General features: G+C 48.3%; 13 protein-coding genes. 11 read left to right on the top strand and 2 right to left on the bottom strand.

Annotation, left to right across the window (positions count from 1 at the left end; all coding sequences use genetic code 11):
- The first annotated feature begins 64 nt into the window (after positions 1–64).
- The 3 genes from QUA71_RS27750 (at position 65) to QUA71_RS27740 (ending at position 2,776) form a co-directional block, all read left to right on the top strand.
- Entirely contained in the window at positions 65–1,039 is a 975-nt protein-coding gene (locus tag QUA71_RS27750; RefSeq protein WP_333290065.1) for an NB-ARC domain-containing protein, read from the top strand.
- Positions 1,040–1,222: 183 nt separating this feature from the next.
- Positions 1,223–1,897 carry a 5-formyltetrahydrofolate cyclo-ligase gene (locus QUA71_RS27745; RefSeq protein ID WP_333290064.1) on the top strand — a complete coding sequence of 225 codons (675 nt, stop codon included), beginning with the start codon at positions 1,223–1,225 and terminating at the stop codon, positions 1,895–1,897.
- Positions 1,898–1,999: 102 nt separating this feature from the next.
- Positions 2,000–2,776 (top strand): fumarylacetoacetate hydrolase family protein, encoded by a 777-nt coding sequence (locus QUA71_RS27740; RefSeq protein ID WP_333290062.1) that lies wholly within the window; start codon positions 2,000–2,002, stop codon positions 2,774–2,776.
- A gap of 136 nt (positions 2,777–2,912) precedes the next feature.
- Here QUA71_RS27740 and QUA71_RS27735 read toward each other — a convergent pair whose 3' ends face one another.
- Positions 2,913–3,386: a Tic20 family protein gene (locus QUA71_RS27735; protein ID WP_190663120.1), complete on the bottom strand. Its 474-nt coding sequence runs from the start codon at positions 3,384–3,386 to the stop codon at positions 2,913–2,915.
- 140 nt (positions 3,387–3,526) lie between these two features.
- Positions 3,527–3,724, bottom strand: coding sequence for a hypothetical protein (locus QUA71_RS27730; protein WP_006631916.1), 198 nt, complete (start codon positions 3,722–3,724; stop codon positions 3,527–3,529).
- A 168-nt stretch (positions 3,725–3,892) separates the two neighbouring features.
- Between QUA71_RS27730 and glyA the strand changes: the two genes are divergently transcribed.
- The 8 genes from glyA (at position 3,893) to QUA71_RS27690 (ending at position 13,635) form a co-directional block, all read left to right on the top strand.
- Positions 3,893–5,176 carry a serine hydroxymethyltransferase gene (gene glyA, locus QUA71_RS27725; protein ID WP_333290060.1) on the top strand — a complete coding sequence of 428 codons (1,284 nt, stop codon included), beginning with the start codon at positions 3,893–3,895 and terminating at the stop codon, positions 5,174–5,176.
- A 454-nt stretch (positions 5,177–5,630) separates the two neighbouring features.
- Positions 5,631–6,686, top strand: a complete 1,056-nt coding sequence (locus tag QUA71_RS27720) for an MraY family glycosyltransferase (protein WP_333290058.1) — start codon at positions 5,631–5,633, stop codon at positions 6,684–6,686.
- 131 nt (positions 6,687–6,817) lie between these two features.
- Positions 6,818–8,074, top strand: a complete 1,257-nt coding sequence (locus QUA71_RS27715; RefSeq protein WP_333290056.1) for a competence/damage-inducible protein A — start codon at positions 6,818–6,820, stop codon at positions 8,072–8,074.
- A 299-nt stretch (positions 8,075–8,373) separates the two neighbouring features.
- Positions 8,374–8,511: a hypothetical protein gene (locus tag QUA71_RS27710; RefSeq protein ID WP_190663116.1), complete on the top strand. Its 138-nt coding sequence runs from the start codon at positions 8,374–8,376 to the stop codon at positions 8,509–8,511.
- Between the two features lie 105 nt (positions 8,512–8,616).
- On the top strand, positions 8,617–9,057 hold the full coding sequence (aroQ, locus tag QUA71_RS27705; protein ID WP_138920973.1) for a type II 3-dehydroquinate dehydratase: 441 nt from the start codon (positions 8,617–8,619) through the stop codon (positions 9,055–9,057).
- Between the two features lie 167 nt (positions 9,058–9,224).
- The gene (locus QUA71_RS27700) at positions 9,225–10,370 is read left to right on the top strand and encodes an ADP-ribosylglycohydrolase family protein (RefSeq protein ID WP_333290054.1); all 1,146 of its coding nucleotides are present in this window, start codon (positions 9,225–9,227) and stop codon (positions 10,368–10,370) included.
- Between the two features lie 418 nt (positions 10,371–10,788).
- The gene (locus QUA71_RS27695; protein ID WP_333290052.1) at positions 10,789–13,344 is read left to right on the top strand and encodes an HDIG domain-containing metalloprotein; all 2,556 of its coding nucleotides are present in this window, start codon (positions 10,789–10,791) and stop codon (positions 13,342–13,344) included.
- Positions 13,345–13,512: 168 nt separating this feature from the next.
- The gene (locus QUA71_RS27690; RefSeq protein ID WP_333290050.1) at positions 13,513–13,635 is read left to right on the top strand and encodes a hypothetical protein; all 123 of its coding nucleotides are present in this window, start codon (positions 13,513–13,515) and stop codon (positions 13,633–13,635) included.
- The last annotated feature ends 110 nt before the right edge of the window (positions 13,636–13,745 follow it).

Genomic DNA, 13,745 nt, shown 5'->3' with positions numbered 1-13,745 from the left:
GTTTAACTGCTTATCAATCTATTCAACAAGCTCTCTCTATTGATGGCTCCATTTTTTCCCCTAGTTGAGCAATTACGCTTCACGCACATCCGAACTCGCCACCCTCGAAAAATCCATCGTCCAAGAAAATTGCAACATTGCAGCAATATTAGGAATAAGCGGCATTGGTAAAACCGCACTTTCCCTCCACCTCATCAGACAAATTCAGCATAACTTTGAATGCGTCATCTGGCGAAGTCTCCGCCACTCCCCACCCTTAGAAACCACCCTAAAAACTCTCCTAGAATTTCTCTTAAATAACCCAGCAATCGAACTCCCTAGCAGCATCCCCGATCGACTTTCCCTGTTAATGGAATATTTGCGAAAAAACCGCTGTCTCATTATCCTCGACGACGTGCAAGCCCTTCTCAGCAGCGGACAGCTAGCAGGAAATTACCGCCCCGAATGCGAAAATTACAGCATCCTCTTCACACCAATCGGAGAAACAACCCACAACAGTTGTTTAATCCTCAACAGTTGGGAACCACCCAGAGAAATTACCGCCTTAAAAGGTGAAAATTCACCAGTGCGCGCCTTGCAACTCAAAGGCATAGATATAGCCGCTACCGAAATTTTCCGACATAAAAGGTTACTCAATCCCGAAAAATGGGAAAACCTAATTAACGCCTACCGAGGCAATCCATTGTGGTTGAAAATAGTCGCCACCACCATTCAGGAAATATTCCGAGGTAGGGTTGCAGAATTTTTAAAATATGATAGGCTATTCTTAGGGGAAGAATTGGCATTAAACTTGCAACGGCAGATAAATCGCTTGTCAGAATTAGAGAAAAAGCTAATCTCCCGACTCAGCCGCGAAGTAAATCCAGTTTCAATAGAGCAATTGCTACAAGATGCCGATTTATCGCCCTCTGAGTTATTCAACGGGCTGCAATCTTTGGGGAGGCGATCGTTCGTTGAAATAGAAGAACAGGAGAATGAAACGCTATTCTGCGTTTGTCCTGTGGTGAGACAATATGTAATATCAAATCCAGTTTGTTGATACTTTCCGACAGTCCGGCAGGGGTTTAAACCCCTGCCTCAAAGCTAAACTCGGTTAAAACCGACTACAGAATGTGATGAAAATGCAATTAATTGTAGTCCTCTTTTAGAGGACTTTCGCTGTGAGACAGGGGTTGAAAACCCCTGTCGGAGTGGAAGTCAAACGAGAGATTCGATCGAAAATATGAATACTGCTGAACCTTCATTAACTAAAACAGAATTAAGAAAATCCCTCCTCCACACCCGCAAATCCCTATCAGCACAAGAATGGAGACAAAAGAGCGATCGCCTCTGCAACCGCCTTCAAAACTCGCCCCTATTCACCCAAGCAAAAACAATCCTCGCCTACTTCAGTTGTCGCCAAGAACCAGATTTAAGTCCCCTATTTACATCTTCTGTGGAGGAGGCATCTTGGCTGCTCAATTTTGGAGACAGGCAAGATGCCTGTCCCACAAATGCCATTCCCACCCCTAAAAAATGGGGATTTCCCCGCTGTGTCGGCAAAGAGCTATCTTGGCACATCTGGCAGCCCGGAGATGTTTTACATACTGGAGCTTATGGCATACTAGAACCCCTGCCGGATGCTCCTAAAATAGACCACTCAGAAGTAGATTTAATGCTCGTACCCTCAGTAGGCTGCGATGTTCGCGGCTATCGCTTGGGCTACGGCGGCGGCTATTACGACAGAATGCTCAGTTTAGCTGAGTGGGAATCAAAAGTTACGATCGGCATTATCTTTGAATTTGCCTTGATCGCCCAACTACCAGTTGACTCTTGGGATAAACCGCTGCACGGAATTTGCACGGAAAGCGATTGGACAATCGTACAGCAAAAATCAAGAAGGTCGAGCGAGCAATAAATTTTCAGAAATTATCCCTAGATCCATGTTTATATATATTCTATTTAGGACTTGCACAAGTCTTTTTGAATCTAGAATCTAAAACCTAAAATCTAAAATACTATGGCCCAGCGCTACGTTCGAGTAAAAACAACACAAGGACACATCCATTACGGTTTACTGCAACTCAGCCACAGCGTTCAAGTATTTGATGCACCGCCCTGGTTAAAAGGACAACCAACCGATTTGGAACTTTCACCAGATACTTACCAAATTCTCGCCCCGTGCTCTCCCTCAAAAATTGTAGCCGTAGGCAAAAATTATGTCGATCACGCCGCCGAGATGGGAACCCCAGTACCTGCTGAGCCCCTGCTGTTTTTCAAGCCTCCGAGTGCTGTCATCCCCGCAGGCGCAGCGATTCGCTATCCGCAGCAGTCGGAAAGGGTAGACTACGAGGGAGAATTGGCCCTGGTAATTGGCGAATATTGTACCAACTGCACTCCCGAACAAGCACACAGCAAAATTTGGGGCTATACTATCGCCAATGACGTAACAGCTAGAGATTTGCAAAAGCGGGACAACCAGTGGGCCAGGGCCAAAGGGTTCGATACTTTTTGTCCCTTGGGGCCTTGGATTGTCCGCGAACTGAGTCCTGCTGCACAATTGCAGACTTTTGTCAATGAGAGCGAGCGACCGGTACAGTCATCCCAGATCGATCGCATGGTATTTTCCCCAGACTTTCTCGTCTCCTACATCAGTCAAGTAATGACCCTAATTCCAGGCGATGTGATACTGACTGGAACTCCGCAAGGAGTAGGGCCGCTACAAATAGGCGATCGAGTCCGCATCGAAATTGAAGGCATCGGCAGTCTTGAAAATACAGTAGTTATTGGTTATTAGTTATTAGTTATTGGGCATTGGGCATTGGGCATTGGGCATTGGGCATTAGAACCAACAAATAATAACCAACTAACAACTGCCAACTCCCAACTGTCAACTGCCAACTGTCAACTGCCAACTGCCAACTGCCAATTGACTAACGTACCTGCATATAAACAGCATCCGAAAGCGGAGGAATCTCTGCATAGCGTCCCAAGAGCGACTGCACCACTGCATAGACAAATGCAGCAAAAGCGCCCAAAAACACCATGTTATAAAGAGTCTCCGCAATAAATGCGACTTGGACGCCGTTAGAAAAAATCGGCAAAACCAGACCGCACAGCATCAAAACAATGTCTAAAAGAATTGCCTGCATCGCATTAAAACGAATGAAGTGACTGATGTTTTCGTTTCTAACTACTCCTAAATACAGAGCAAAGAAGATAATCAAGCTAGCAAAGGGCAAACTATAAATTTGCATCAATGGAGCTAGCGGTATCAACAACAGTTGCAGGACAGGAAACTGTTGAAACAGAAACCTGCCAAAGGCAAGCCCGTCAACCAACGGGAGCAAATAAGGCAAAGAAGCAAAAATCCGGTCTCGAACAGTTGTAGACCCGCGCCAAGTCATAATGAACTCTCCTGAGTCGATCGATTAACTATTAATTCCATTAAACTCAGGATAACGCAGCAGCAGGGTTTGTGTTTCGACTCTGCCGGAACTTGCTTTTCACTCAGCGGGGAGCAGCCTCAACTACCATGCAGGCTTTCTTATTTAATATTGGCAATGACGAAGCCCATTTGACACTCGTACCGATCGGGCAAATTTTCCGTAGGTTTAGCAACTGGATGGCCACAGCGAAGCTCTCCACCGCTCCAGCGCGGTTGGCCAGTGCGATCGGCCAGCAAACAACTTTGGCAAACACACTGAGGGGCAAGCATCTGATTTTCCATTAAAATGACTAACATTTGATACCTCCGGCAGGCTTCACACCAGTAATTTCATTGTATGTCAGGAGTTGGGGACAAACCGCTTAACCTGAACACAACGTAATATTTATGTCAATGGTGCGAAATCCGTAGTACGGTATAAGATCCCCAATTCCCAATCCCAAAATTGTCAAGAGGTTGATTATTGTGACGGACACTAACTTAGAATTCCTTTCCAAAACCGATCCGCTGATTGCCGATTTAATCGGGCAAGAGCTCCAGCGGCAGCGAGACCACCTAGAACTCATCGCCAGCGAAAACTTTACCTCCGCAGCCGTAATGGCAGCTCAAGGCTCAGTGCTGACCAATAAATACGCCGAAGGACTGCCAGCGAAACGGTACTACGGCGGCTGCGAATTTATCGACGGCATCGAGCAAATCGCGATCGATCGCGCCAAACAGCTCTTTGGAGCCGCTCACGCCAACGTCCAGCCCCACTCGGGCGCTCAAGCCAACTTTGCAGTATTTTTGAGCTTGCTGGAACCCGGAGACGGAATTATGGGCATGGATTTGTCCCACGGCGGACACTTGACCCACGGTTCGCCGGTCAACGTATCCGGCAAATGGTTCAAAGCTTTTCACTACGGCGTCAGCCAAGAAACAGAACAGCTCGACTATGAGGAAATTTTGGCACTTGCCAAAGAAAACCGACCGAAATTGCTAATTTGTGGCTATTCAGCATATTCGCGAATTATCGACTTTGAGAAGTTTAGAGCGATCGCCGACGAAATCGGAGCCTACCTGCTCGCCGACATCGCCCACATCGCCGGGTTAGTCGCCACTGGGCATCACCCCAACCCCCTCCCCCACTGTCATGCAGTCACCACCACCACTCACAAAACCCTGCGCGGCCCCCGTGGTGGCTTGATTATGACTAATGACCCGGAATTAGGTAAAAAGTTTGACAAAGCAGTTTTCCCCGGCACTCAAGGTGGGCCCTTAGAACACGTCATTGCGGGCAAAGCAGTAGCTTTCGGCGAAGCCTTAAAGCCTGAATTTAAAACTTATTCCGGTCAAGTAATTGAAAATGCGCGCGCTTTAGCGGAACAGTTGCAGCAGCGGGGTTTAAAACTCGTTTCCGGCGGCACGGACAATCACTTAATGCTAGTTGATTTGCGATCTGTAAACATGACAGGCAAGCGAGCGGACCAATTAGTCAGCGGTGTGAATATTACTGCTAATAAAAATACGGTGCCTTTCGATCCGGCATCGCCCTTTGTCACCAGCGGTTTGAGACTCGGTTCGCCGGCGATGACCACCAGGGGAATGGGAACAGCAGAATTTACCGAGATTGGCAATATTATTGCCGAGCGCCTGCTAAATCCAGATGATGAAAGCGTCGCCGCCGACTGCCTGCGTCGAGTAGCAGCACTGTGCGATCGCTTCCCCTTATATCCCCACTTGTACTTGAAAGTGCCGGCATTAGCTTAATTTTCCTGATCGGCAATGGGGAATTGGTAGTTGGAAGTGTACGGGTAAAAGGGTAAAAGAGCAGGAAAAGATTGAGAGTTGTCGGTAGCGATATTGACAAGCGGTTTTCACCAAAAATATCGATCGCCAATACGGTTTTTAGTAAAGATATTTGTCGGGCGGGGCTGGTTTGACTAACGGTATTTGTCGGTTGTGAAAGATACCGCTCAACTGAGCCCGCTCGCCAAATATCGACTTTTTTGCTCGCGAAAGAGTCGATATTTGAAATCGTTAATTCGAGAGTTATGAATGAAAAACCTGACAATTCGCCCCAGGGCAACTGCCATGGCGGCAAATCTCCGACTCCCAAACCCCCAGTCGCTCTTCAAGATGTTTCCTTGTTACAAGCCATCTGAAATGTAGTAGACTCTGCCTGACAGACTAATTGCCCCGCACTATTTAAAATTGATTTCAGATGCCGTACCAGTATCTGTACCACATACTCGCTTTTCTGGTTTCTGCGATCATCGTCCTCTGGAGTACGCCAATAGTCAAAAAAATTGGTCTCAAAAGCGGGCGAGTCGATCGGCCAGGCGAGCGAAAAGTCCACAAGCGCCCTATGGTGCGCTTGGGAGGAGTGTCCATCTTTCTCGGCACTATCACTGCCCTCTTATTTGTCTGGCTCTCAGGAGGCTTCATCGATGCTAGCGGACAAGTTCTCAATCCCAAAGACGAATACGAAATTTGGGGAGTCACCCTCGGCGGCATCGGATTCTTCCTCATCGGTTTAGCAGACGACCTATTTTCGCTCTCAGCCTTAAAACGCTTGCTCATGCAAATTGGCGTATCCAGCATCGTTTGGATGGCAGGCGTACAAATTGAGTTTCTCACAGTTCCCTCCCTGGGACTGACTAACATTGGCTGGCTGAGTTTGCCAATTACCGTAATTTGGCTCGTCGGCATGGCGAATGCCATCAACTGGATTGACGGTTTGGACGGTTTAGCTGCCGGAGTTTCAGGGATTGCAGCAGTTGTAATGCTGATTGTCAGTCTGGCGATGCACCAACCGGCGGCGGCCCTGATTGCAGCGGCTTTAGCTGGCGGGGCCTTGGGATTTCTGCGCTACAACTTCAATCCGGCTCAAATCTTTATGGGAGATGGCGGGGCTTATTTTATCGGGTTTACTCTCGCTGGAGTGGGAGTAATTGGGTTAGTTAAAACTACGGCTGTTACTTCTGTGTTGCTGCCATATTTAATTTTAGCTGTACCGATTTTAGATATGTCGGCGGTGATTCTCGATCGACTTCGCAACGGCAAGTCACCGTTTATTGCTGACAAGCGCCACCTCCACCACCGACTTCTACAAGCCGGACTATCCCATCGATTTGCGGTTTTATTTATTTACTCGCTGACACTGTGGGTGGGAAGTTTAGCCCTAGCTTTTTCGCTTCCCAGCGGCGTAATTTACGCTATGGGTGCAACAAGTTTGCTGGGATATGCTAGCTGGAAAGTTTGGAGACACGCTAGGTGAAGGAAGAAGGAAGAAGGAAGAAGGAAGAAGGAATAAAAATAATTCCCAATGCCCAATGCCCAATTCCCCATGCCCAATTACCAATGCCCAATTCCCCAATCTAAAATCCAAAATCTAAAATCTAAAATTGAATGGTTGCTGAAATTATTTGTGTTGGCACTGAATTGCTGTTAGGCGATATTCTTAATAGCAATGCCCAGTTTTTAGCCAAAGAATTAGCGAGTCTGGGAATCCCTCACTACTATCAAACAGTGGTGGGGGACAATCCAGAACGTATCAAACAAGTGTTAGAAATCGCTGTCAGCCGATCGCAGCTTTTGCTCTTCACCGGAGGCCTGGGCCCCACACCCGACGATCTGACAGTCGAAACAATCGCCGATTTTTTTGGAGTTCCTCTCATCGAAAAGCCGGAAATTATCGCCGATATAGAATACAAATTTGCCCAGCGGGGACGCACCATGAGTCCCAGCAATCGCAAACAAGCTTTAATTCCAGAAAGTGCGGAAATTCTGCCGAACCGCACCGGTTCGGCACCGGGGATTATTTGGCAGCCGGTTTCTAACGTGACAGTAATGACATTTCCCGGCGTACCGGCGGAAATGCACTTGATGTGGCAAGAAACCGCCGTTCCTTACCTGAAAAATGGCGGCTGGTGCAGGGCCACTATTTACAGCCGCACATTGAAATTTTGGGGGATTGCTGAGTCGGCATTGGCGGAAAAAGTAGATAGTTTTCTGAATTTAACTAATCCTACTGTGGCTCCCTACGCCAATCACGGCGAAGTCAAACTGCGGATTTCGGCCCGCGCGGAGTCCTCCGTGGCTGCGAAAAACTTGATTGAGCCGATCGAACAACAGTTGCAGCAGATTGCTGGCCTAGACTGTTACGGTGCCGATACCGATACCCTCGCCTCGACTGTCGGTAAATTGCTGCTGTTGGCTGGCGAAACTCTTAGCGTGGCTGAATCCTGCACGGGAGGCGGGTTGGGAGCGATGCTGACTGGTGTTGCCGGGAGTTCGAGGTACTTTTTGGGCGGGATTATTTCTTACGACAATCGGGTTAAGGAAGGATTATTAGGTGTTAATCCGCAAGATTTAGCGGAATTTGGGGCAGTCAGCCACCAAGTGGCAAAACAAATGGCTGCGGGAGTTCGCGCCAGCCTCAATACAAATTGGGGATTGAGCATTACAGGCATCGCCGGGCCCGGAGGCGGCACAGACGCTAAACCTGTCGGACTGGTTTATGTCGGTTTAGCAGGGCCCCACGGATCCGCAGAAAGTTTTGAATACCGCTTTGGCGATGCCAGAGGCCGCGATTGGATTCGGAATCTGAGTAGCTGTACGGCGCTCGATCGGCTCCGCCGTAAATTATTGTTGGCAAAAGCGTAGAAAAAATCCTACGGTTGGTCAATTGTCAACAGTCAACCGTAAGCTTAAGCTTTATTTAACACTCTCTACTCCGAGATAGTTCGGCAATATTCCGCTGGCCTATTGATTATCTGTAAAGATTCGTTATGATAATAAGATAGGACTGATTGGCCAATATACTGACTCTCTCCATTGCTCAAAATAACCAGCAAGTGAGAAAGCAAGTTTGACCTTTGGTTTCAAAGTCGTGCTTGCTTATTTTCAGATATTTAGCCGTCGGTTTAGCAATCTAGACTATAAAAAAAGGAGCTATCCGTTCAATGGAAGACATTGAAAAGGTGCTGGAAGAAATTAAAGAATGGGTTCGCAAGCTGATAGAAGGACTGCTGAGTCCCGAACCTGAACCGGAACTCGAGCCGATTCGTATTCCTGTCAACCAACCGAGAAATCGCAGGTAGTCGGGACTGAATTAGAAGTTTGAGGTTTGAGGTTTGAGGTGGCAGACTGGTTCTAAATCCCATGTCAAAACTCTCATAGTTTTTGTTGCGCTGGAAATTTTAAAATTGTTAAATATCCTGGTACTTCACGGCCCTAATCTGAATCTATTGGGTCAGCGAGAACCTGGAGTTTATGGTTCTGCGACTTTAAATGATATCAACAAGTTGTTAGAACGAGAAGCGCAAGCCCTCCAGGTGCAAGTCTCAATTCAGCAGTCGAATCATGAAGGGGTCTTGGTGGATGCAATTCACTCGATGTTAGGGCAGCACCAAGGCTTATTGATTAATGCTGGAGCTTATACTCATACGAGTGTGGCAATTAGAGACGCGATCGCCGCGGTGAATATCCCTGCGGTAGAAGTTCATCTGAGCAATATTTACCGGCGGGAAGCTTTTCGCCACCACTCGTTTATCGCAGCAGTGGCGATCGGGCAAATCAGCGGTTTTGGCTCAGAAAGTTATCGGCTGGGGTTGCAAGCTCTAGTTAGTTACTTGATTAAAAATTAAAAATTTACCGATTGTAGCGATCGGATGAGGGCAGGTTTTAGATAGAAAACCAGCCCTTATATGTTTGGGTTGAATTCAAATTAATCACAAGAGTTAGGCAAAGAAGCAAACCAGGAAGAATTCTAAATTACCGATTACCAATTACTAACAACTTGAGTTAAATTCAAATGCGGCATTCCCTGTTGAGCAAGTTTCAAGGAACCATCCTGGGGGCAGTTTTAGGAGACTCTATAGGCCTGCAATACCAGAGGCAACTCGTGGGTATTCCCCCACAAACAGAAGACTTGCAGCCAATTTTACAACTGACGAAACACCAACAATTGACCTTAAGTGGGGCAACATTGGCGTTGAATTCTCTCAACAGCAAAATCCTCAGTGCCAAAGACTCATCCGAATCCGGGAGACTTGCGGTAGCGTGCGCTCAAAGTTTAATTCGGTGTAGAAGTTTAGATTTAAAAGATTGGCGCGATACTTGGGAAGCATTTGCCAAGTCGGAAATTTACCATCCCCGCAACAGTGAGTTTCAAACCCTGCTTAACCCTGGTGAAGCTGCCGTTGCTGCGCTGCCATCCGCGATGTTTTTTCACGAAAATAAAGCCAAGCTGCGAGAAAAAATCATGCTGGCGATAGAGGTTTGGCACACTGAAAACCCGCCAGAATGGGAAACAGCAATCTTAGCAGTAGCATATACGATCGCCCGAGCTCTCAAAGAAAGACTTGACCCGGCGACAGCGATCGAGCAAACACTTGCTTACCTGAAAACAGATAATGCCTTAACAGAGCTGCTGCTGCAAGTGCAAATACTACTAGAAAAGGGAGCCGATTTAGAAACAGCCACCACTCACCTGTGCAAAAGCGCCACAGCTTTGCGAGAAAGACAGGACGAAGGCGAGAAAAAATTACAAACCGAGTCAATTAACCCAGGAAATTTCATTCCCATTACCTTAGCTTTCTACTGCTTCTTAAACACCCCAGAAGACTTGCGCTTGTCAGTGGTGCGGGCGGCCCGCTGTGGCATAGCTGGACAACTCACCTGCGCTTTGACAGGAGCTTTGTCGGGAGCCTATAACGGCGTTGCTGCGATTCCTGTAGAATGGCGACAGGTATCTTCGCCTGACGTTAAATCCCAGCAGCTAGCCGACGACCGAGAAACTTCGCTATGGGGAACTGGCAGCGATGCAAAAATTGTAGAGTTAGCAAATAACCTGTTTGCTGTTTGGGCGGGAGTTTACAGGCCAGATGCCGGACTGGATTCCGCCGCGCTAGCCCGAGCGGTGGCTGCACCTTATGTCATTAGACCTCGTAAAATATAAAGTTTGGAGCTTTTAACGGTAAGGGGAAACCAGAAATTAGCAATTAGCCATTAACAAGTCAAAAGCGAAAGTGGAAGGAGAGCGACAATTAAAGATTAAAAAGTGAAAAATTAAATCGGACGCGCCTGCCCCAACAAGCCAGGTTTAAACGAGAATATGGGGTTGGGAAACGAAGAATCTACGGAGAAACGGGGTTTTTAGCCCTCGCGCGCAAGTTCTGTTCAAGATGGACAAGGGAAGCAAAGAAGCTGCTTGGGTTGTTGGCCACCGTTAGGAAAGCCAACTGCTGGCGATAGTCAGGCAAAGTAGCCTGGAGGGTTGAATATTCAGCCCGGGTAGTTCGGATAAAATCAATCAAGATGCATAGTCAGAAATTCTGACAAAGCTGCTGGATAACAGTGATATATCTTCGACACAAATGAATACGCTCTCCTCATTGATGCGGCAGATTGAGCAGCTAGGGGCTGCGCGCTCACTACGCCAACACATTGCTAAAGTGCAAAATGGCTGCAGCAAAGCAGATACCTCACGCGCTGGCGGGCCTCTCCTGAGCCGTTTGTCGCACCAGAAATGGCTTCTTCCCGAGACTTTTACTACTAGATTTACAAGTAAAACGTCCAAATCAAGCCTCAAAAATCAAGCTCGTTCCCCTATGTTGGCGCTCGTAGCGGTAGTTTCCCTAAGCAGCACTCTGGGCCACCGCTTCTACAACCAGCCAAAACTGGATGTGGGGACGAAAGCTCCTCAGACGATTAAGGCTCCTGCTAGTGCTAGCATCCCCGATTACAAAACTACTGAAGAACAGCGGAAAGCAGCGCGGATCGGAGCTGTAGCGATATTAATGCTCGATCCAGCAGTTGACGGACAAATTTATCGAGAATTACAACAATTTTTGCAGCAGGGAAGCGAGCTGCGGGAAGCGGTAGGCCCGTTTCCGTTTGCGAGTCCCTCGGTGCTCTCAAATACGGCTCAGGTTTACTTGCGGGGCTGTCCGGAGTGGGAGTGGCGATCTATTGTGGCGCAAGCGGGTGACACAAGTGCAACTTCCGAGCGATTGAGTTTGGATTCCCCCGCAATTGCTGCGGCAACAGATAACAAGTCTCAGCAAGATGCTATCGCTCAACTGCAAGCTTACAGCCGATCGGTCCGGGCAGCAGAGTTTCAAAGCCTCACAGACAGTATTTCCTCTGCTCGCCACCGCTATCTCAAAGCTGTGGAGGCGCTGGGAGAACCATCGGTTTTGGGGCTCCCACAGATTTACGATACTTCGCTGTTTGATTTGTCGGATGCAGCTTGGCAGAAAACCCAAACCGGTATGAGTCGGGCGGCAAAAAGGATGGTGGCTCAAGGTATCCCGCAGGGGTTGCCAAAGGAGATTTTGAAAGAAGCTGTGAAGTTGCAAGTGGCTGAGGAAGTGCCGTTAGAGTCCCAAGCTTTGGCGGTTGAGGGTTTAACAGCCATTTTGCAGCCAAATCTGGTGAGAGATCCGGAGGAAACCAAAGAGTTAGCTGAATTAGCGGCGCAAAAGGTCAAACCGGTGATGATCGCAGTCGATCGGGGCGAGATAATTGTTGCACAAGGACAAGAGATCTCGCAGCAGGATTTCGTGTTGCTGGACTATTTTGGTTTAAGCCGGCGGGGGGTGAATTGGCTGGGGCTGACGGGTTTTGTTTGTTTAGTCGCGGGGGCAATTGCGATCGTACTGCTGGTGGAAAGGCACTACCGCTTGCGCCGCAGAGATCATTTGCTATTGCTGCTGCTGACTTTGAGCGCCCCTGTGCTGGTGAGTTTGGGCCTGCCTTGGACGAGTTTGCCCGCGATCGGGATTTTAGCGGGCGGCTTCTACGGTTCGGCGGTAGGAGTGACTGTGGTGGGGCTGCTGTCGGTGCTGCTGCCCGTTGGCTTAAATGTGGAGTTGATTCATTTAGTCGCTAGCGGGGCGGGGGGATTGCTGGGCGCTTTTATGGCCGGGCGGCTGCGATCGCGCGAGGAATTGGCTCTTTTGGGCTTGGCTCTTGGGTTGACTCAGGGTACGGTTTATCTGGTGGGGACTTTGATTGCCAGCGCCGCTGTCGGTGCGATTTGGTACGTCGTGCTCGGTACTGTGGGCGCGCAAAGTTTGGCCGGTTTGGCTTGGAGCGTTGTGGCGATCGGCATCAGCCCTTATTTGGAACACGTTTTTGACTTGATTACGCCGACTCGGCTGGCGGAACTTGCCAATCCCAACCGCCCGCTGTTGAAGAAATTGGCTGCCGAGGCTCCGGGGACTTTTCAGCACACGCTGTTTGTGGCGAGTTTGGCGGAGGCTGCGGCTCGGGAACTCGGCTGCAATGTTGAGCTGGTCAGAGCTGGGACATTATACCACGATATTGGAAAAATGCACGACCCCCTCGGATTTTGTGAAAATCAAATGGGCGGGGGTAACAAACACGATGAAATTAATGACCCTTGGGCGAGCGCGGAGATTATTAAAAAGCACGTTAGCGAGGGCTTGGTGATGGCGCGGAAGCATCGATTGCCGAAGGCAATTCAGGCGTTTATTCCCGAGCACCAAGGTACAATGTTAATTGCTTATTTCTACCACCAAGCGCAGCAAATTGCTGCAAAAGAAATAGAAGATTTAAAGATTGCTTTGCCAGATGCGAATAATTCAAAGTTAGCAATCGCAAGTCGCCAAGTGAGGGAGGAGGATTTTCGCTACGATGGGCCGATTCCGCAGTCGCGGGAAACGGGGATTCTGATGCTGGCGGATTCTTGCGAGGCTGCTTTGCGATCGCTCAAGGATGCTACTCATGAAGAGGCTTTGAATATGGTTAATCGGATTTTGAGGGCTCGCTGGCAGGATAATCAGTTGATGGATTCGGGTTTAACGCGGGAGGATATGTCTCTAATTGCGGAGATTTTTGTGCGGGTTTGGGAACAGTTCAATCACAAGCGGATTGCTTACCCTAGTGCAGTTTTTACTCCTAGGTAGGAGGAAATTTTTAGTTAGGGAAAATCAGCTCGCATTTCAGTTGTGAATGAGATTTCATTGCGATTTGCCCCGCGAATAACGATGCACTTCAGAATTGTCGCTGACAATTACCACAGGTTGTTTGATTCCTCAAAACTCCGAAGAGTCGATATCTCTTTCGCCGGCTAGGTGCGATCGCAATTTTTGCCAGTCTTCGGCATCGATCGCATTTGCAAAAGCGATGATAGTATCTACAACCGCAGCGCCGTCAACAATCCAGCGGATTTGGGGCCGTTCCTACCTCACAAATAAATTTTGTGAGTTGTGAGTTCAAAAAATTTTAATCGGAACTTACCCCTCACGCTTGATCGCGAGAGTTTTCAAACCCCCTGGCAGCGGTCGAACTGGGTGAGAACCCTCAC

The sequence above is a fragment of the Microcoleus sp. MON1_C5 genome (assembly GCF_036701875.1).
In the GTDB taxonomy this organism is placed as follows: domain Bacteria; phylum Cyanobacteriota; class Cyanobacteriia; order Cyanobacteriales; family Microcoleaceae; genus Microcoleus.
The sequence above is the reverse complement of the archived record's forward strand: the minus strand, read 5'-3'. Positions and strand labels throughout refer to the sequence as shown.

Coding starts and splice junctions, on each gene's coding strand:
- QUA71_RS27745 (WP_333290064.1), top strand. CDS start 1,223: ATGAATACTGCTGAACCTTCATTAACTAAAACAGAATTAAGAAAATCC.
- QUA71_RS27740 (WP_333290062.1), top strand. CDS start 2,000: ATGGCCCAGCGCTACGTTCGAGTAAAAACAACACAAGGACACATCCAT.
- QUA71_RS27735 (WP_190663120.1), bottom strand. CDS start 3,386: ATGACTTGGCGCGGGTCTACAACTGTTCGAGACCGGATTTTTGCTTCT.
- QUA71_RS27730 (WP_006631916.1), bottom strand. CDS start 3,724: ATGTTAGTCATTTTAATGGAAAATCAGATGCTTGCCCCTCAGTGTGTT.
- QUA71_RS27720 (WP_333290058.1), top strand. CDS start 5,631: ATGCCGTACCAGTATCTGTACCACATACTCGCTTTTCTGGTTTCTGCG.
- QUA71_RS27715 (WP_333290056.1), top strand. CDS start 6,818: ATGGTTGCTGAAATTATTTGTGTTGGCACTGAATTGCTGTTAGGCGAT.
- QUA71_RS27710 (WP_190663116.1), top strand. CDS start 8,374: ATGGAAGACATTGAAAAGGTGCTGGAAGAAATTAAAGAATGGGTTCGC.
- QUA71_RS27700 (WP_333290054.1), top strand. CDS start 9,225: ATGCGGCATTCCCTGTTGAGCAAGTTTCAAGGAACCATCCTGGGGGCA.
- QUA71_RS27695 (WP_333290052.1), top strand. CDS start 10,789: ATGAATACGCTCTCCTCATTGATGCGGCAGATTGAGCAGCTAGGGGCT.